Source organism: Ectobacillus polymachus (assembly GCF_048159605.1).
Classification (GTDB): Bacteria; Bacillota; Bacilli; order Bacillales; family Bacillaceae_G; genus Ectobacillus; species Ectobacillus polymachus.
In genome coordinates, this window is the sequence record NZ_JBLREB010000001.1 from 1,031,733 (window position 1) to 1,051,581 (window position 19,849).

A 19,849-nucleotide genomic window follows, 5' to 3' on the forward strand; every position below is an offset into this window, starting at 1 on the left:
GATTCTCCTAACATCTAACATACCGGTCTCTTTAATTTATTCAGTATAAAAACATATGTGCCGATATATTTTCCATTGGGCTAATGCTGACAAGTTTATTGGAGTCGAAGATAGAGGAGCTTCTTTAATCTTTTACAGTTGATTTTTCTTGATCTATACTAATTGAGAGTATAAATAACAAATAAAACCAATAGATCGGATGTCGTATAATAAAATGAAACAGATTAAAAAACATGACAGTAACTAGGCCTGTAAATAAAACAACCTCTTTTTTTAAAATTAATAAATAAGAAATCCAACATAGAAGTCCAATATATAAAATCAATCCTACCAGACCTATGTTGGTCCCAATATCAACAAACGTATTATGAGCTTCCATGCCTTGAAATGGAGCAGTACCCCCTGAAAAAGCACCTGGACCCAGCCCGAATATAGGAGAGGTTTCCATGGCTTTCAGGCCATTTTCCCATAAAGCTACCCGCAAATCCCCCTTATCCCCTTGCGAGTAATAAATGGTTGACACATTCTGATTTACTCCTTTATAAATCATGGAACCAAAAATCAATACCGTAAAACATATCATTATAGGTAACCATACTTTCCACCATGCTCCTGTCCAATACCCCATTTGAGAATTCGTAATCTTCTTTAGCCAGAAAGTGATGAATAAAATGGAAAAGCCCACTGAAAAAGCGGTAAATAGGGCGTCACTTTGCGTTTCAATTCCAATCCAAACGCAAGCCACAGCCAAACCGAAATACCAGGTCTTGAGGAGATAAGTTTTCGCAATCGTACTTAAATAAAGACTCAAATAAAGTAGGATAGAGGAATCCAAAGCGAGTTGGTTGTCTATCGCCCATCCTGCAAATCTTGGGCTGCTATGCCAACTATTAATTGGTCCAATTGAACCATCCTTCGTGCTAAATATAAGCAACAACAAAGATACAAGTACCGTTATCGAAACCAATATTTTCGCAATCGTTATTACTTTTATTTTCAAATTTCTTTCGAAGGATAGAACGATAATCAGGAGACAGCTAAAGAGATAAGCAAAAAAGCTATGGGCGGCAAAGGGATACAATATACCGAGGTAAGCGGAACACAAAGTCCCGATAGTTAAAAATAAAAACAGAAAAAACCAAAAGAAGGTGAGATTTCTTGATAATGGTGTTAGAATGACTTCCTTCTTCTTAAAAATCCAAAAAATTTTAATAACAATCCAAAGAAAAAGCATAATCTCTCCTGGTCCTATTGGTAATCCATGTATTCTAAGCTGTGTGGCTGTGGTGAAACATAGTCCAATCGAAAACCAGATAATCGAAAAGTCCACCTTTTTCTTCATTGTTCTACACCAACTTTGCCGTCTTTTATTCTTGGGACCGTTTTTCTTTTTCCAGCCATGTTTGAAACATTAAAATATCCCATAGAAGGTGATGCCAATTACGTTTCCCTGTTACATGCTCTTCCCATTTCTGCCTGATAGGTAAAGGATGAAAATACCCTTCCGAAAGCAAACGTCCCTCGTCTAATAATTCCTCAGTCCATTCCTTTAATGGTCCGCGAAGCCAATGACCGATTGGTACACCGAATCCGAGTTTGGGACGGTCTATCAATTTCCGAGGAACATGCCTGTATAACAACTGTCGAATTAACCATTTGCTCTCGTTTTCCTTTATTTTCATTGATAACGGAATACGCCATGCGAACTCTACGACATTATGGTCTAAAAATGGAGCTCTTGTTTCAAGACTGACACTCATACTGGCACGGTCTACTTTTACCAGAATATCGTCTGGAAGATAATGCATCATATCAAGGTACATAATCGTCTCAGTAAGCGTTGGAAATATAGTGGAAGAATCATAGTGAAGCGAATCAAGTAATAAGTGGTTCTTTACTACTTGTTGGGGTTTCTTCCAATGAGAGGTTAATGACTGGTACATATCAGTAAACGAATTAACTTGGAGGATATCAGCGAATTTGTGTAAATATTCACCGAGAAAACGATTTTTATATTTAGATGGAAGGAACCAACTATTCTCTAACTTCTGAGGTGAAATTTTCCCAAGCGACAAGGCAGCCATATGCCGTATACTTTTAGGTACATATTTTATATTTTTCCAAATTTTCTCTCCCCAGACATGTCGATTATAGCCTCCAAATAATTCATCACCCCCGTCGCCGCTTAAACATACGGTTACGTGTTGCCGTGCAAGTTCCGAGACCAAGAAAGTCGGAATCTGGGAAGAGTCGGAAAATGGTTCATCATATATGAAAGGTAGCTTCGGAATCACTTCCATGGCTTGTTGCTCTGTTACATACAGTTCTGTATGGTCGGTTTTTAGATAGGAGGCAACTTCTTTTGCATACCCGGCCTCATTGTATTCCTTCTGGTGATATCCGATTGTAAAAGTCTTAATTGGTCGGCTGCTCTCACTCTGCATAAGTGCTACGATCGTAGAGGAATCAATTCCTCCTGACAGAAACGCTCCAAGCGGAACGTCCGAAACCATCTGTTGCTTTACTGCCTTACGTAATACTTGATCTAAATGGGAAACCGCTTCTTCTTCCGAGCAATTAATCGGGTACTGAATACCGTTCTCTGCTGCACATTTAACCGACCAATATGAAATTGGGTCTGAAACATAGGAAGGTTTATCAGGATTAATAATGAGATAAGTTGCAGACATTACTTTAGAAATATTTTCGTAAATAGAAAAAGGCGCAGGGATACAGTTATAACGTAAATATAGTGGCAATACATCCTTGTTCACATTCCATACGAATTCAGGATGTACTTTTAACGCCTTTAACTCAGATCCGAATAAAAAAGTTTTACCCATCCAACCGTAATAAAGAGGTTTTTCGCCTATACGGTCTCTAGCAAGATACAGTAATCGCTCTTTCCGATCCCATAAAGCAAACGCAAACATCCCCGTAAATTTTGTTAATGCCTTTTTTATCCCCCACTTCTCAATACTTTCAATCATAACCTCTGTATCAGAACGTCCTTTAAATGAAACACCTGATACTTCTAGCTCTGAACGAAGAGCAACATAATTGTAGATTTCACCATTGAAGACTAAAACGTACCGTCCGTTCTTTGAAAGCATTGGCTGATGCCCTTCCGGGGACAAGTCAATGATTGACAGACGACGGTGGCCAAGCGCGATACCGTTTTCTTCATCTACCCAAGTACCACTATAATCTGGTCCTCTTGATTGCACTTTGTCAGTCATGCGCAAAACGGTGGATTGGAGCTTGTCGTTACCTGTTTGGCATAATGAATCAATATACCCTGCTATTCCGCACATATTAATCTCACCCTCTTGTTCCTTACCATTTTTTCTACCAATGGTTGGTGATAGGAGTTAGGTTCGAAAAGATTTTTCGTCAGGAGTCTCTTACTATATACATAGTAAGCCTATTCTAACTGATTAATTAGATCACATTGTTTTTTCAATATGACATTCTCATCAAAATCCTGTATAGCTAATTCTCGGCTGTTTTTACCAAAAATCTTTCGTATTCCTTCGTTTTCCACTAGATCATTTAGCTTTTCATAAAGATCCAGATAATTTCCTTTTTCAAACAAATAACCATTCACTCCATGCTTAACTTCTTCACGGCATCCCCTAATATTACTCGCTATGACAGGCTTTCCCATCGCCATAGCTTCAATTATGGAACGAGGAAGCCCTTCGCGGTAGGAAGGCAAAACAACAATATCGCTTATTGTCAATAATTCTGGAATATCTTTTCGATAGCCAACATTTATTATGGAAGGGTTCTCTAGAAATCTCTTTTCCAGGGCGTTATTACTTTCTATATCTCGTTCACTATTCGAAATGCCCCCTATCATCAATAGTTTTACATGATTGTGTTTTTCTCTTAACAATTGAAAACTATCAATTAATTCAAAGATGCCTTTTTCTTTAACGAATCTTCCAATAAAGGTAATCACAATATCTTCATTACTGATGAAAAGTTGTTGTTTTAACTCCTCTGTTCGTTTTAAATTTATTCGATCAGGGTTAAATTTAGTTGTAATATCTACACCATTCCCAATGTGAATAATATTAGGAATGGATGTAAAGGCTTGAGATATACTTAAATCATAGTCCTCTTTACTTTGATGAAGCATCCAATCCGTGAAATGACGAGCAAAAAACTTTTCGAGCCAGTAAAAAAAATTGTATTGGATACGATGCATCCCTTCGTGAAAGTAATAACCGTGGGCAGTATAGATTACCGTTTTTATTCCGGCTAGTTTCGCAGCAATTCTACCTAACACCGACGCAACTGGGGTATGCACATGAACGATATCATATTTTTCTTTTTTCATTAAAGAATGCAATCGAAGAACCGTTTTAAAATTTGACCAAGGTTTTATTTTTCGCTCAATCGGCACTTCGATAACATGCAAATCCTGTTCCCTTAATTCTTTTATCATTCCAGTATTGGAACAAGCAATATGAACAATATGTCCTTCAGAAGTCAGTGCTAAAATCAGTGGTTTTAAAAGATGTTCGACAGAAATATCTACCGCACAGATCTGTAATATTTTCTTCATATTACAATCTCCATAATTGAATATTTTTAGGGCAGGTATTCTTATCTAATACCCCTTTAATATCCATAAAAATTCCTTGTTGATCATGTAATAGTTGGATTAAATCTTGCCATTGCTTTTCGATATATTGTCTGTGAGGAACTGCTAAAACCACAGCATCCGATTTTTGCAACTCTTCCCATGATGTCATGTGGAGATCATATTCTTTTTCAACCTCTTTTGAATCTGCGAACGGGTCATTCAGCTGTACTTCCAGCCCAAAGTGTTTAAGCTGCTGGATAAGATCCATTACCTTTGAATTTCGGATATCTGGTACGTTTTCTTTAAATGTTAATCCTAAAACGGTTACTCTTGAATCCTTAATAGGATTCCTTTTTTCAGCCATTAGTTTAATCAAGGACGTAGCAATGAATGTCGCCATATAATCGTTAATCTTTCTTCCAGCTAAAATCACGTCTGGAGAATAACCTAATTTTTCAGCTTTATACGTAAGATAATATGGGTCTACTCCGATGCAGTGACCTCCCACCAACCCAGGTTTAAATGGCATAAAATTCCATTTTGTGTTAGCCGCTGAAAGAACTTCATTTGTATCTATTTTTAATCGATTACAAATAAGGGCTAATTCATTCATCAAAGCGATGTTCAAATCTCTTTGGGTATTCTCAATGACTTTAGAAGCTTCCGCTACTTTAATAGAAGAAACTGGATAAACTTTGGCATCAATCACACTGCTGTACATCTCAGCCATTCTGTTTAGCGTCTTTTCATCTTGACCCGCTACGACTTTTACAATGTTTTTAAAGGTATGATTTTTATCTCCCGGATTGATCCGTTCAGGAGAATAACCGATTGTAAAATCCTTACCTGCTTTTAAATGAGAATTGCTTTCGAGAAGAGGCAAACAAACCTCTTCTGTTGCCCCTGGATAGACCGTTGATTCATAAACAACAATACTTCCGGTTGAAAGATTTCGTCCTACGGTTTCTGACGCCTTTATCAGTGGAGTAAGATCTGGATTTTTTTTGCTGTCAATTGGTGTTGGTACTGTAACAATAATAAAATCACATTCACTGAGTTTTTTTTCATTTGTGGTAAATTCAATATAAGAAGTTTGTAGCTCATTAGACGAAACTTCGCCGGTACGATCAATATGCATTTTTAACTCTTCTATTCTTTTTGAATTAATATCAAATCCTACAACAGGAAATATTTTTCCAAAGGCTAGTGCAACTGGCAGCCCAACGTAACCGAGTCCGACCACACCTACTTTTCGCTTGTTAGTTGAAATTTTATAATAAGACTTATACCACTGTACAAATTGTTCAATACCTCTATCAATTGGGGTATTTGGTCTAAATCCTACGTCCTGCATTAAATCGTCAATATTCGCATATGTCTCCGGTACATCTCCAGCCTGAATGGGTAAATAGTTCTTTTTCGCTTTCCTTCCCAGTTTGTCTTCAAGTACTGAAATAAACTTCATTAATTCTACAGGCTGATTATTTCCGATATTGTACAATTTATAAGGAACTACCGGTTCTCCAAGGGACGTTTTTGCACCATCTTTTTTGATGAGACGATAAATCCCTTCTATTATGTCATCAATATAAGTAAAATCACGTTTCATTTCACCATGGTTGTAGACATCGATTTCCAGGCCCTCTAGAATCGATTTCGTAAATTTAAAAAGGGCCATATCGGGTCGTCCCCATGGTCCATACACAGTAAAAAACCGTAACCCTGTCGTCTTTAAGTTATATAAATGACTGTACGTGTGAGCCATTAATTCATTTGCTTTTTTTGTTGCTGCATACAAACTAATGGGGTTATCTACACGATCTTGGACGGAGAAAGGCATTTTCGTGTTGGATCCGTAAACAGAACTAGAAGAGGCATAAATGAGATGCTCAACATGATGATGTCGACAGGCTTCTAAAATATTCATAAAACCGACTATATTGGAAGAAATGTAAGCTTCAGGTTTTTCTAAACTATAGCGAACACCCGCCTGTGCAGCTAGGTGAACAACGATGGGCATCGAGTGTTCTGAAAAAATCTTTTTGATAGCTTTATCGTCTTCTAACGAAGCTTCAATAAAAGTAAAATTTTCATTCTCTTTTAATATGGATAACCTTTCATGTTTTAAAGAAACATCATAATAATCATTAAGATTATCCAAACCAATTACTAGATCACCTTCCTTTAATAATCGATTGGCAAGATGAAAGCCTATAAAACCTGCGCATCCTGTCACTAGTATTTTATTTGAACTAGACGTAGACATAGGCAAAAATCCTTTCTAATGGTGTTAAGATAATACTTTATATATGAGTAAGTTTTTGAATGGGTTCCATTAGAGGATAAAAATAGGTATGTAAACACCTATTGAAAAGAGGCTATAACCTCGCTCTGGCAGTCAATTTAATTTCTTTTTTTCACATCCGTCTTTTAAATATTCAAATTTCTTCATTGGATATCATAAACGTCAAACCAACATATAAATTCGACATAATGGCAATCTTATTCCTTAAAAACTTCATTACATCCTTTATATAAAAAGATGGAGCAGATTCAAAAGGGAAATGGTTTTCTCCCTTTTGAATCTGCTCCATTGTTTTTCTATGTCTTGCAAATACTCAATTTTGGAATGATTGAAGACCCCACTACAATCACAAATTACAGTACTGCCAGAAACAAGAATGATCCTGTTCCCAAAAAACCAATCCATTCAAAATAGTTACTCTCCTTTGGTTTTACTACCCATTTTCTATAAAAATGTGCCATCTATCTTATCCTTTACATAACAATATATTAGATTTTCAAAAAGAAAATTAGGTCATAGTCCAATCGTTAATTATCATAATAAGTTAGTGGAGGAATAAAATTGAATACTCGCAATGATAAAGTCAAGTTACTAATTATAGATACATTCATTATCCTAGTTTCCGTCATTTTTAGCTTCCTGATTATCTTTAACGGTGTTGTTCCGAAAGTTTATTTTCCTGGGATTCTTTTTGTATTTTTATGTCTTTGGCTGGTCCATCTTATTGTCTTCTATTCTTTTAAAATCTACCAACGGATATGGATTTACAGCGGTCCAAGTGATTTTATTTCAATTATTAAAGCTACATTAACCGCCAATGCAGCTGCAGGGTGCTTACTTCTGTTACTTTCCCATTATGAGTTAATTGCTACCCTGCCTCTTTCAGTCTTCGTAATGAACTGGATGTGTATATCAATGGCCACGGTTGGCATTCGCTTTCTTCAAAGATTTCGCCGTGATCTTAATCTAAGCCTCCCTCCCTCTCATATACGAGTTTTGATTATTGGAGCTGGTAATACAGGGAGCTTCGTTGTAAAGTTGATTCGCAATTCACCTAACACTCCGATGAATCCGGTAGCTTTTATCGACGATGACCATTCTAAACTCCATAAAAAACTCTTTGACCTTCCGATTATCGGAACAAGAGAAGATATACCAAGAATTGTAAAAGAAATGAACATCCAAATGATTATTATTGCTATGCCTTCTGCCCCCAAGAAAGAAATTTCTGAAATTATTAAGATATGTAAAGAAACAAAAACAAAAATTAAACTTTTCCCACACTTTAGTGAAATTCTTCAAGGTGAAATTTCATTAAATATGATCCGAGATGTAAAGGTAGAAGATTTGTTAGGTAGAGAGCCAATAGAGATTGATTTGAATGAAGTGGCCAGCTTTCTATCAAATAAAACCATTCTTATCACAGGTGCAGGAGGTTCTATTGGAAGCGAACTTTGCAGACAAATCGCCAAATTAAGCCCTGAAAAAATGCTTCTAATTGGTGCCGGCGAAAATAGCGTTTTTAACATTACAACTGAACTGAAACAAAAATACCCGTCCATACAGTGTTATAGCCTTATTGCTAACATTCAAGACAAAGTGAGAATTGAAAATATTTTTGCAACCTATAAACCGAACATCGTATTTCATGCTGCTGCATATAAACATGTACCTTTAATGGAAAGTAACCCAGTAGAAGCTGTCAAAAACAATGTGTTTGGTACAAGGAATGTTGCTGAAAGTGCTCATCGTCATCAAGTTGAACGGTTTGTCCTTATTTCAACCGATAAAGCAGTCAATCCTTCAAGCATAATGGGTACCACGAAAAAAATGGCGGAAATATTGATTCAACAAATGAACGAAATAAGTGAAACGAAGTTCACTGCTGTGAGGTTTGGTAATGTACTAGGCAGCAGAGGTAGTGTTATTCCATTGTTTAAGAAGCAAATTGCAGAAGGCGGTCCGGTAACTGTCACTCATCCTGAAATGATTCGCTATTTTATGACGATACCTGAAGCGGTACAGCTTGTAATACAAGGAGCTGCCATGTCAAGTGGCGGAGAAATTTATGTCCTTAATATGGGGAAACCCGTTAATATTACTAAACTCGCAAACGATTTGATTCGCTTGTCCGGCTTTGAACCCGGTAAAGATATTAAAATTATATATACAGGCACGCGTCCAGGTGAAAAACTAAGAGAAGAATTGTTCACCTCAGAAGAAAGCCGGTCAACCACAAAACACAACCTTATCTACATTGCTAAACAAGTTTCGTATCCTTCTGAAAAATTTTTCTCGATGCTAAGTCAAATCCAACAACTTATCCTTAATGAATCTATTACGGAATCCCCAAAAGAATTAAAGTCTCTTTTAGCGGAAATTGTCTCATTCTACTCAGACTCTACTTTAGACGAAAAACACCCGAACATATAGCCAGTTTCATGCATATAACAATTACAGGTTAGGAAGATCAATTTATATGTATTTTGTTACTATGCCTATCCATGTATTTTGGAAATCTTATTGTTTTCTTATTTCTAGATAAATTACAGTAGTTTATTTAACTGGTGATAGTTGTATTTAGCCAAACGAATACAATAAATCAATAAGAGTCGGTGGTTAGAATGAAACGATTATTTGATTTTATATTTTCCCTTTTCTTATTTGTGTTGGCTCTTCCCCTTTTCTTTTTTCTTACGATATTAATCATGTTAACTATGGGTACACCTGTTTTTTTAAAACAAACCCGTATTGGAAGGCATCAAAAGCCATTTCAGATCATTAAATTTCGTACTATGAAAATCAGACGTGATAAGAACGGTAATCGTTTGTCTATGCAAGAAACGAAAGTTGGAAAGTTTTTAAGAAAACTACACTTGGATGAATTACCTCAATTGGTTAATGTTTTAAAAGGCGATTTAAGTTTTGTAGGACCTAAGCCCTTATCAGCAAAATATTTGCCGTTTTACACCAAATATGAAGAAAAACGATTTTTAGTAAGACCAGGTATTACCGGATTGTCCCAAATATCTAAGTGGAAACTACTAAGTTGGGATAAACGGCTTAGATTGGATATTCAATATGTTAATAAACGGTCTGTTTGGCTAGATATCAAAATTCTACTTAAAACATTTGTTCAAGCGTTCAAACTGGATAGAATAAATGATACGCAAGAGGAATTAACGATAGATTTAGATGAAGAGAGAAGAGCAATTACGATTGATCCGGCTTCTTTCACCAAAATAAGACCATTAACGGCTTCAGATAGTGATCAGGTCATCTTACTGATTGAAAATGGTCTTCCTGCTCCTATTTTTCAATGTACAATCTATAGCTGTCGAGGCTACCAATCCTATTTAGAAGCGTTATTAACAATATCCCAGTTCTCCCCAGAACAAACAATGGTTCATTTCATTGGGGCATACAAACGAGATGAATTGGTCGGTTTTTCAGAGTGGAGAATCGAGGGAAGTAATCTCCATTTAACCAATCTTTTTGTTAAACCGGAAATGAGAGGTTCTGGTGTCGGTTCAAAATTAGTGCAAACAGGTGTAGAAATGACTTGTGAGCTAGGTTTAAGATCAATTACACTTGATGTTTTTGAGTCTAACAAAGGTGCGATATCTTGGTATAAACGCTTAAGATTTAAAGAAGTGACAACAACTTATTGGTATGTTGGTACGAATCCTGTTTCATCTATCCAAACAGACCTTTCCTATAAAATCATAAACTATGCTACAACTAAAGCATCACATCTAAAATACGATTTTTCAACTTTAGTAATCAAAACGCAGCACCAACTATATACTGTAGGCCTACTGAATAAAACATTCTTCAAGATCACCAATCAGTCCGCTCTCGATGATATCGCCTTATTACAAGCACTTTTCTCTCTTGACCCAGTTCGTTCCATTTTGGTTTTGAGTCCTGGTCCATTAGGTGAAGAGTTCCCAAATTTAAAATTGCTAAATAAATCCATTCGCCTAAACTATCATGTATCAAGCAAGTAGGTAGTCTCCATCTATAAAAATAAGCACGAACTAAAGAATAAGACCTATGTTAACTTACACAAACAATTGTTTAAAAGAATATGAATATAGCAACCTTTCACATTCTAATGAGGTGAGATTTTTGAATGACTACAGAAAAATATTGGTTTCACCATCTACAACTATAAAAGAAACCCTACAAATCATTGATAAAGGTGCCCTGCAAATCGCCCTTGTTGTTGATGAACAGAATAAATTACTAGGAACTGTTACAGATGGAGACGTGAGAAGAGGTATTTTAAAGGGCATTTCTTTGGATCAGTCTATTTTACTTATTATGAATCCCAATCCTGTAACCGTTTCGCCTACGATTGATACGAATCAATTACTAGCCTTATTAAAAGTAAAGAAGCTGCAGCAACTTCCAATTGTAGATCAGAACGGCTGTGTAATTGGTTTAAAACATTATAATTCGATTATTCAAGCTCCTACTAGAGATAATATCGCCGTTATTATGGCAGGGGGACTTGGAACACGTCTAAGACCCTTAACAAATGATTGCCCTAAACCATTATTAAAAATCGGAAACAAGCCCATTCTTGAAACCATTATAGAAAGCTTAATTGAACATGGGTTTACTCGTTTTTACCTTTCCGTTAATTATAAGGCTGAACTCATTCAAGATTATTTTAAAGATGGTTCGAACTGGGGAGTAGATATCCAATATATCCATGAAGATAAAAAGATGGGAACCGCGGGTTCTTTAGGGTTACTTCCAGAAAAGCCAGATAAACCTTTTCTTGTGATGAATGGGGATATTCTAACAAAAGTAAATTATCAGTATTTACTTGATTACCATGAAAACCTTAAAGGAATGGCAACAATATGTGTAAGAGAATATGATATTCAAGTGCCTTATGGAGTGGTAAATGTTGATAAGCAGCGTCTGCTATCAATAGAGGAAAAACCAGTATATCAATTTTTTGTTAGTGCAGGAATTTATATTTTAGAACCGGAAGTATTAGAATTTGTACCTGAGAACAGTTATTTTGATATGCCGGATTTATTCAGAAAATTAATCATTCAAAAAAAAGACACCTCCATCTTTCCACTTAGAGAATACTGGCTAGATATTGGAAGAATGGATGATCTCAAGCGAGCCCAAGGAGAATTTTATCAAGAATTCACTTAGTTCCATGGACAGAAATATTCGGCTTTTTGTGCTGCAAAACATATTCTTATGATAAAAAAGGGAGGGAATAGAATTTGGAACTGCAGAATAAAAAAATACTTGTTACTGGTGCGGATGGATTTATCGGTTCCCATCTAACCGAAGAGTTAGTTAGAAGAGGATTAGATGTTCGTGCTTTTGTCTATTATAATTCGTTTAACTCTTGGGGATGGCTTGATCATTCACCAGACGATATAAAAAATGCATTAGATGTGTTTACAGGTGATATCCGAGATCCATATGGTGTAAAAACCGCCATGAAAGGTTGCGATGTTGTTTTTCATTTAGCTTCCCTGATTGCAATTCCATATTCATACCACTCTCCAGATACTTATATTGATACAAATATAAAGGGAACCTTACATGTTCTCCAAGCTGCTAGAGAACTAGAAGTTGAAAAGGTTGTCCACACCTCTACAAGTGAAGTATATGGAACAGCAATGTTTGTTCCTATTACAGAAGACCATCCTCTTCAAGGGCAGTCTCCTTATTCTGCTTCAAAAATTGGAGCAGACCAAGTTGCAATATCCTTTTATAAATCCTTTAATACCCCTGTCTCCATTATTCGCCCTTTTAATACTTACGGACCTAGACAATCAGCCAGAGCTGTTATTCCTACCATTATTACGCAAATTGCTAACGGTAAAACAAAAATTAAACTAGGAGCTCTGCTCCCTACACGTGATTTTAATTATATTAAAGACACTGTACAAGGTTTTATAGCTGTAGCCAAGGCAGATAAATCAATTGGAGAAGTAATAAATATAGGAAGTAATTATGAAATTTCAATAGGCGAGACGGCTAATCTTATTGCAGAAGTTATGGGAAAAAATATTGAAATTGAAACAGAGAACGTCAGATTACGACCTAAAAAAAGTGAAGTTGAACGCCTCTGGGCTGATAATTCTAAAGCTAAGAGACTGCTAGAGTGGGAACCTGCTTACGGAAACCGTAATGGATTTAAAAAAGGATTAGGTGAGACAATTGAATGGTTTACAAACACTGAAAATTTAAAACATTATAAGGCGGATATATATAACCAATAAAAGGTTTATCTCATTCTATCGATTTTAAAAAATGGTAAGCATCAAATAATTCCTGCCTTTTCATGAACTGCACAAACAACGTTTGATGCAGTTTTTTTATATTGTCAGTTTCTTGTCATAGAAAAACGATCTATCGCCTTGATAAATCGTTTTTCTATTTCAACTGCTATTTGTTTCAATTCTTGGTTATTATCCAATTATCAATTTTGTATTTTTGATACAAAATTATTCATCATTTCATACGACATTGCTCCTACATATTTATCTTGGATCACACCATTTTTATCGATAATATAAGAGGTCGGAATCGTCATCATTTGATACAATTGACCAATTTCTCCTTTTTCATCAAGTAAAATAGGAAAGGTCATAGAATTGTTCTTTACAAAATCCATTACAGAACCGGGATTACTTTCGCTTTTCGTAAGATTTACTCCTACAATTTCTACATTTTCATTCTTTTTCATTTCATAAAACTTTACAAATTCCGGAATCTCTGCCTTACATGGCGGACACCAGGTAGCCCAAAAATTTAATATGACTACCTTCCCGCGGAAATCAGACAACTTCATTTTTTTTCCTGATATAGATGGAAGCTCGAAGTCTGGAGAAGCTTGTCCCTTATTTAGGCCTATGGCAACAGCAGTAGCTGGTGTAGAAGCTTGCATATTCTCAGTACCTTGCCCACTGGATAGAAAACTTACTATAACAAAACTTGCTAAAATAATACCTATTACGAGATTATTTGTTTTACGATACGCCTTTTGATCTACTTCATTCTCACGTTTTAACCAATACAAAGCAAAAAGGGAAATTACGATTAACAAACCATAAAACAAAACTTCCGGAGATACTAGTCCTGCATAACTATATTGATGTTTAGAAAGTGCTAACTCAAATTCAAGCAAGTGAAACCAAATAAGGAGCTTAATAAGTCCTAGCTCTGTCTTAATACGAGAAGCGGCAATGAAAAAGGCGATTGAAACGATTGCTTGAAGCAGTAAAATAATATTTTTTACATCCTCACTTACATGTACGAGTAGAAACGTACTAACAAATCCTAAATAGACGGGAATAATAGCTATTATGTAAGAACGAAACGAAATGTTGGCTTTTTTTATTCCAAGCCATGAATAGATAATAACAAAAGCAGTTGCAATCCCAATCCCTGCTGTTCCGCCATTAAAAAACAAGATACGAATCGGATTATTGAATACAGTTTGAGGATGCAAGATAACATAGCTGAATTTCCATATTAATAACCCATATAGTAAGCTGTTAAAAAGTAAATCCATTATTTTTCGTTCTATTTTTAAAGCCTTTGTTCCAAAAAAATACAACACTATACTTATGATCAAACTGCTGATCAGGTATTTCAACCTATACACCTCCATTTTTTAGCATATATTTTTATTATAACAATATACTCACATTGCAAAACAGCAAATCATTTTACAGGTAACACATTTTATTGATACATGCCCCCTATTACTTTTCCTACTAATCTATGTTACAATATTTTTCAATAAATGAGCATGTTTGGAGGCACTATCATGTATGATGCACACATTCATCTCGATCAATATGAATATATAAGCAGAAATATTGAACATTGGAAGCGTGCAGGTGTTACAGGTGTTGTTGCGGTTTCGACTGATCTTCGGTCAAGCTATAAAACGTTAGCTTTGAAAGAAAAGTTTCCTGATTTTATCTTTGCTGCTGTTGGGTTTCATCCAGAGCAACCTTTGCCCAATGAGAGCGATGTACAGGAATGGAAACATTTAGTACAAAGGGAACGTCATCTTATATCTGCAATTGGTGAAGTAGGACTGCCCTACTATACGATCTCACAGTATGAAAACATAACAATTAATCAATATATTCATTTTCTTGATCGTATGGTAGCAATCGCTGCACATGAACAATTACCGATTGTCTTGCATGCTGTCCATTCACATGCCCCTATTGCCTATGAACTTTTAGTCAAGCATAAAATTAAGAAGGCTCATTTTCATTGGCTGAAAGCAGAAGAAGTGGATGTTATGCGTATTATTCAAAGTGGTTATTACATATCCGTTACACCTGAGATTTGCTATCGAAATCGAGATATGATTCTTGCTAGACGTGTACCCTTGCAGCAATTGTTAGTAGAAACAGATGGTCCTTGGTCATTTTCCGGTCCTTTTGATGGTAGACCTACTTCTCCTCTATTTCTCCAAGATGTGGCAAAGAAGATCAGTGTTGTAAAAGGACTTCCATTACAAACTGTAATTGCACAGCTTACAAAAAATACCCTTGCATTATATCAATAGTAGAAAGAGATGAAACATATGTTAAAAGAAATTGTGGTTAGAGACGCACGAATTGAAGATCTACCTTTTATTGTAAATATTTATAATTCTACAATCCCTAGCAGAATGGTAACAGCTGATACTGAGCTAGTTTCTATAGAAAGTAAAGAAGCTTGGTTTCATGAACACATTCCAAATTTCCGTCCTCTTATGGTTATGGAACATAACGGTACCATTTGCGGATGGCTTAGCTTTCAATCCTTCTATGGCCGTCCAGCATATAACGCTACAGCAGAGATAAGTATATACATACATACTGAATATCGCGGCCAAGGATTAGGGAGCTTTGCATTAGAGTATGCAATCTCCTATTGTCCAAAGTTAGGACTACATACCCTGCTTGCCTTTATATTCGGTCATAATGATCCTAGCTTACGCCTGTTCCAAAAATATGGTTTTGAAAACTGGGGTCATTTCCCTCGTATTGCAGAATTAGACGGGATAGAACGTGACTTGATCATTTTAGGAAAACGAATTGACTCCTAACTAAAAAAGTGACTCAAGTCACTTTTTTAGTTTTCCCCTTTGAAACAATCATGATTGTCGTTTCCATAATATTTCCCCTATTTATTTTCAAAATTATTTTATTTTAAATTTTCTTACTATTCTAACTTTACAAAATATTAAAATTACGATAGAATTAACCTCATTAACCAACAAGTTTCGACATCTGATATTAGAAAGAAGGAGATTTTTATGAGTTTGTTTCGAAAGAAAAGTATTTCGCAAATGCTTGAAAACGAAAAAGCGAAAGCATTAAAGAAAGATTTAGGTGCTTTCGATTTAACAATGCTAGGCATTGGCGCTATCATTGGAACTGGTATTTTCGTATTAACTGGGGTAGCAGCTGCTGAACATGCAGGACCAGCACTAATTATTTCCTTTATTATTTCCGGTCTTGCTTGCGTATTTGCCGCTCTTTGTTATGCTGAATTCGCTTCTACTTTACCAATATCCGGAAGTGCATATACGTACAGCTATGTAGCGTTTGGTGAACTCTTTGCTTGGATTCTTGGCTGGGATTTAATTTTAGAATATGGTCTTGCTTGTTCAGCCGTTGCTTCTGGTTGGTCTGGCTATTTCCAAGGTTTATTAGATGGGTTTGGCATTCATCTTCCAACTGCATTATCTAGTGCTTACGACCCGCAAAAAGGTACCTTGATTGATCTTCCTGCAATTGTTATTATCTTTCTTCTTACGTTCTTATTAACGCGAGGAATTAGAGAATCTGCACGTATTAACAGCATCATGGTTATCATTAAATTAGCTGTTGTTGTTCTCTTTATTGGAGTTGGTGTATGGTATGTAAAACCGGCAAATTGGACACCTTTTATGCCATTTGGATTTCAAGGTGTAGCCACTGGTGCTGCAACAGTATTCTTTGCATATATTGGATTTGACGCTGTGTCTACTGCAGCTGAAGAAGTTCGCAATCCACAACGTGATATGCCAATTGGTATTATTGCTTCATTAGCTGTAGCAACTGTGCTGTACATTGTTGTTTCTCTTATATTAACTGGTATCGTCCCTTATACTCAGTTAGACGTAAAAAATCCGGTTGCTTTCGCACTTACTTATATTCATCAAGACTGGGTAGCTGGTTTCGTTTCTCTTGGTGCAATTATCGGGATTACAACCGTTCTACTTGTTATGCTTTATGGACAATCTCGTCTCTTCTATGCAATCAGCCGTGATGGACTGCTTCCAAAAGTTTTCTCACGCGTAAATGAAAAAACAAAAACACCAGTTATGAATTCTTGGTTAATTGCAGTATTGGTATCTATTTTTGCTGCTGTTGTTCCTTTGAATAAATTAGCTGAACTTACAAACATCGGTACACTATTTGCTTTTATTACCGTATCAATTGGTATTTTGGTTATTCGTAAAACTCAACCAAATTTAAAACGTGGCTTTAAGGTACCATTAGTTCCGCTTATCCCTATCTTGGCTATTTTATTCTGTGTGTATCTCGTACTTCAATTACCAGCTCTAACTTGGGAAGCATTTGCTGTATGGTTAGTGCTCGGTTTGGTTATCTACTTTACTTACAGCAGAAGACATAGTAACTTGCAGCATGAACAAGATCAGCAATCACACAGAGCTGGATAATTGATTTTCGAAGAAGAACTCGTAAATGAGTTCTTCTTTTTTATTGGCTTTGTTAAACTTGCCTGTTGATTTTCGATCTAGGCTCTCTAATCAACGTTGTGGCAATATAAACAATGAGCTTTAACATTACACGAATATTTATTTTACTATTTTCAAAATAACGATATTTAACCAAGTAAGCAGCTAAACAACCATTAGAACTCCCAGTAGCAGCATCTTCGGGAACACCATAATACTCTGCAAAATCTCGCACATTTAATTCATTTTCCGAATGATATGCTTCTGGAGAAAAAACTAAAATTGCTTTTGCATCCGTATGTTCAATTAACTCAAAATATTTTTCTTTATTTATCTTTACTTTTTTAACCGTATCTAAAGATTTTAAAGGCACCACAATTACAGGAAGTCCAGTTGATACTTCCTGGATAGGAAATCTTTCATCTATGTATACCTTATCTAGATTTAAACGTAAAAACATCAACAATTGAATAGTTAATCTTCTTCATAATTATCTACTCATTGTTTTGGATATTTTAAGTACATATACTCTTTAAAACAAAAACTGTTTTAGAATAAACAAGAAATCTTTACTCCTTTTGCCGTTACCTATGCCAGTTTCGCCGTTAAACCTCCTGTTTTCACCGTTTAATACATCAGTTCCGAAAACCCAATTGTTCTAGACCAACAGTTAACAAGTCGTCACATAATTTACATATGTTAGGCATTCCATTTCGTTAAAAAGAGAGAAAATAAGAGTGAAGATAATAAGAGTAAGGAGGAATAACAATGACTACTACAAGTTATCAGCCTTCTTCAATCAACAAATTATTAATGAAATGGTTAGCTGAGCACCGCCAGTTAATTGCCTTCAAACAAGAATTACTTAACGCATGTTCACCTATATTACAAGGACAAAGCAACTACAATCTAGCACTGCTATCTTTATATCGTAAGGTACAAGAATTTTCTAAGCTATGGACAAATCACGTGAAAGAAGAGGAACAGACTTTAATGCCAGTTTTAGCAAACCTTCTTGGTGAAGAAAGAGGCATGTTAGCAGTCCTAAACTGCGAGCATGAACAAATTGCATTTCATCTTAAAGCCTTTTTAAGCTGTGCAAGACCAAGAGAAACGGTTATTCCACTTCCTGCAGCCAAAAGTCTAGTATTTCACATCTTAGAAATAGATAAACGGCTAAATTCCCACATAAAAAAAGAAGAGAGTATTATTTTCCCTATTTTACAAGATCATCAGCGAGATTCACTCCTAGAGTAAAACAAATCAAACGGATGTCCGTTTGATATTTTTTTGTTTCATCCCCCTTTCTATATCTTACTTTCCTATTTCCGACAAATTAACAGAAAAGATTAGGTTTTATTAATTTACTTGTGCAGAATTTTCTGTTATCTTGGAAAAAAGGAGGGAAATTCTCAAGTGAGATATGCGATAGTTACAGGATCATCACGCGGTCTCGGAGAAGCGATTGTTCGTCATCTCCTTGCAAAAAACGTAATCGTTTTCACAATATCTAGAAGCAGAAATACAGAATTAGAAGAAATAGCAAAGGAAAGCGATACACTTCTTTATCCGTTCAGCTATGACCTTTCAAACTTTGAGGAACTAGAAGAGTTAATGAATGAGATTTTTTCTTTAATAGATTTAGATTGCGCTACTGCTATTTATCTGATTAATAATGCAGGCACCATTGATCCGATTAAACCGGTTGAAAGAGCTGAGCTAAATGAGTTAGTTGAAAATGTAAATGTGAATTTACTGGCTCCCATGCTTATCGTTTCCTCATTTTTAAAACGATGTGATGATGCTCCGTGCGATAAACGAATTATCAACATTTCATCCAGTGCTGGAAAAAAACCTTACTTTGGCTGTGGGGCTTATTGTACAGCTAAAGCTGGAATTGATATGCTTACACGTTGTGTTGCAGTTGAACAGGAAGAAAAAGAATATCCAGTCAAAATTATTTCTTTCTCACCTAATGTTATAAACACGACGATGCAATGTATAATTCGTAATACAAAGGAAGAGGATTTCACACAACGAGAGCGATTTCAATCATTGAAAAAAGAAGGAAAATTACATACTCCTGCATATGTTGCAAAGGCAGTTATGGAATTGTTAGAATCCAACTCATTTTTGCAAGGCGGAATTATTCAAATTGATGATACTGATACTGAAACTGAGAAAAAAAGGGATCTACATGTGTAAA

Annotated in this window: 14 protein-coding genes and 1 pseudogene; 9 read left to right on the plus strand and 6 right to left on the minus strand. The window is 35.7% G+C overall.

All coding sequences use genetic code 11. The features are described from left to right. Nucleotides 1-124: 124 nt before the first annotated feature. The 4 genes from ACM5BR_RS05285 to ACM5BR_RS05300 all read right to left on the minus strand — a co-directional run bounded on the left by ACM5BR_RS05285 (nt 125) and on the right by ACM5BR_RS05300 (nt 6,860). A complete protein-coding gene (locus ACM5BR_RS05285; RefSeq protein WP_416826518.1) occupies nt 125-1,342 on the minus strand; it encodes an O-antigen ligase family protein in 1,218 nt (405 codons plus the stop codon). A 25-nt stretch (nt 1,343-1,367) separates the two neighbouring features. Beyond that, complete coding sequence (asnB, locus tag ACM5BR_RS05290) at nt 1,368-3,314, minus strand: asparagine synthase (glutamine-hydrolyzing) (protein WP_416826520.1); 1,947 nt, start codon at nt 3,312-3,314, stop codon at nt 1,368-1,370. A gap of 110 nt (nt 3,315-3,424) precedes the next feature. Further along, nucleotides 3,425-4,573 (minus strand): glycosyltransferase family 4 protein, encoded by a 1,149-nt coding sequence (locus tag ACM5BR_RS05295; protein WP_416826522.1) that lies wholly within the window; start codon nt 4,571-4,573, stop codon nt 3,425-3,427. Between the two features lies 1 nt (nt 4,574). Continuing rightward, nucleotides 4,575-6,860, minus strand: a complete 2,286-nt coding sequence (locus ACM5BR_RS05300) for a nucleotide sugar dehydrogenase (protein ID WP_416826524.1) — start codon at nt 6,858-6,860, stop codon at nt 4,575-4,577. A 600-nt stretch (nt 6,861-7,460) separates the two neighbouring features. Here ACM5BR_RS05300 and ACM5BR_RS05305 point away from each other — a divergent pair. The 4 genes from ACM5BR_RS05305 to ACM5BR_RS05320 all read left to right on the plus strand — a co-directional run bounded on the left by ACM5BR_RS05305 (nt 7,461) and on the right by ACM5BR_RS05320 (nt 13,165). After that, complete coding sequence (locus ACM5BR_RS05305; protein WP_416826526.1) at nt 7,461-9,332, plus strand: polysaccharide biosynthesis protein; 1,872 nt, start codon at nt 7,461-7,463, stop codon at nt 9,330-9,332. A 191-nt stretch (nt 9,333-9,523) separates the two neighbouring features. Further along, on the plus strand, nt 9,524-10,909 hold the full coding sequence (locus ACM5BR_RS05310) for a GNAT family N-acetyltransferase (protein WP_416826528.1): 1,386 nt from the start codon (nt 9,524-9,526) through the stop codon (nt 10,907-10,909). Nucleotides 10,910-11,030: 121 nt separating this feature from the next. Further along, on the plus strand, nt 11,031-12,080 hold the full coding sequence (locus tag ACM5BR_RS05315) for a nucleotidyltransferase family protein (RefSeq protein ID WP_416826529.1): 1,050 nt from the start codon (nt 11,031-11,033) through the stop codon (nt 12,078-12,080). A 74-nt stretch (nt 12,081-12,154) separates the two neighbouring features. Beyond that, nucleotides 12,155-13,165: an NAD-dependent 4,6-dehydratase LegB gene (locus tag ACM5BR_RS05320; protein WP_416826531.1), complete on the plus strand. Its 1,011-nt coding sequence runs from the start codon at nt 12,155-12,157 to the stop codon at nt 13,163-13,165. Nucleotides 13,166-13,365: 200 nt separating this feature from the next. Here ACM5BR_RS05320 and ACM5BR_RS05325 read toward each other — a convergent pair whose 3' ends face one another. After that, nucleotides 13,366-14,544: a redoxin domain-containing protein gene (locus tag ACM5BR_RS05325; protein ID WP_416826533.1), complete on the minus strand. Its 1,179-nt coding sequence runs from the start codon at nt 14,542-14,544 to the stop codon at nt 13,366-13,368. 174 nt (nt 14,545-14,718) lie between these two features. On the opposite strand from ACM5BR_RS05325, the gene ACM5BR_RS05330 reads away from it, so the two are divergent. From ACM5BR_RS05330 to ACM5BR_RS05340, 3 genes are all read left to right on the plus strand, one after another. Beyond that, a complete protein-coding gene (locus ACM5BR_RS05330) occupies nt 14,719-15,477 on the plus strand; it encodes a TatD family hydrolase (RefSeq protein ID WP_416826535.1) in 759 nt (252 codons plus the stop codon). Between the two features lie 18 nt (nt 15,478-15,495). After that, nucleotides 15,496-16,002: a GNAT family N-acetyltransferase gene (locus ACM5BR_RS05335; protein WP_416826537.1), complete on the plus strand. Its 507-nt coding sequence runs from the start codon at nt 15,496-15,498 to the stop codon at nt 16,000-16,002. A 210-nt stretch (nt 16,003-16,212) separates the two neighbouring features. Continuing rightward, entirely contained in the window at nt 16,213-17,625 is a 1,413-nt protein-coding gene (locus tag ACM5BR_RS05340; protein WP_416826539.1) for an amino acid permease, read from the plus strand. Nucleotides 17,626-17,752: 127 nt separating this feature from the next. Here ACM5BR_RS05340 and ACM5BR_RS05345 read toward each other — a convergent pair. Then, nucleotides 17,753-18,091: pseudogene (locus ACM5BR_RS05345) on the minus strand (PhzF family phenazine biosynthesis protein); the annotation flags it as partial. A gap of 320 nt (nt 18,092-18,411) precedes the next feature. Here ACM5BR_RS05345 and ACM5BR_RS05350 point away from each other — a divergent pair. Further along, nucleotides 18,412-18,900: a hemerythrin domain-containing protein gene (locus ACM5BR_RS05350; RefSeq protein WP_416826541.1), complete on the plus strand. Its 489-nt coding sequence runs from the start codon at nt 18,412-18,414 to the stop codon at nt 18,898-18,900. Between the two features lie 159 nt (nt 18,901-19,059). Beyond that, complete coding sequence (locus tag ACM5BR_RS05355) at nt 19,060-19,848, plus strand: (S)-benzoin forming benzil reductase (protein WP_416826543.1); 789 nt, start codon at nt 19,060-19,062, stop codon at nt 19,846-19,848. Nucleotide 19,849 lies beyond the last annotated feature (1 nt).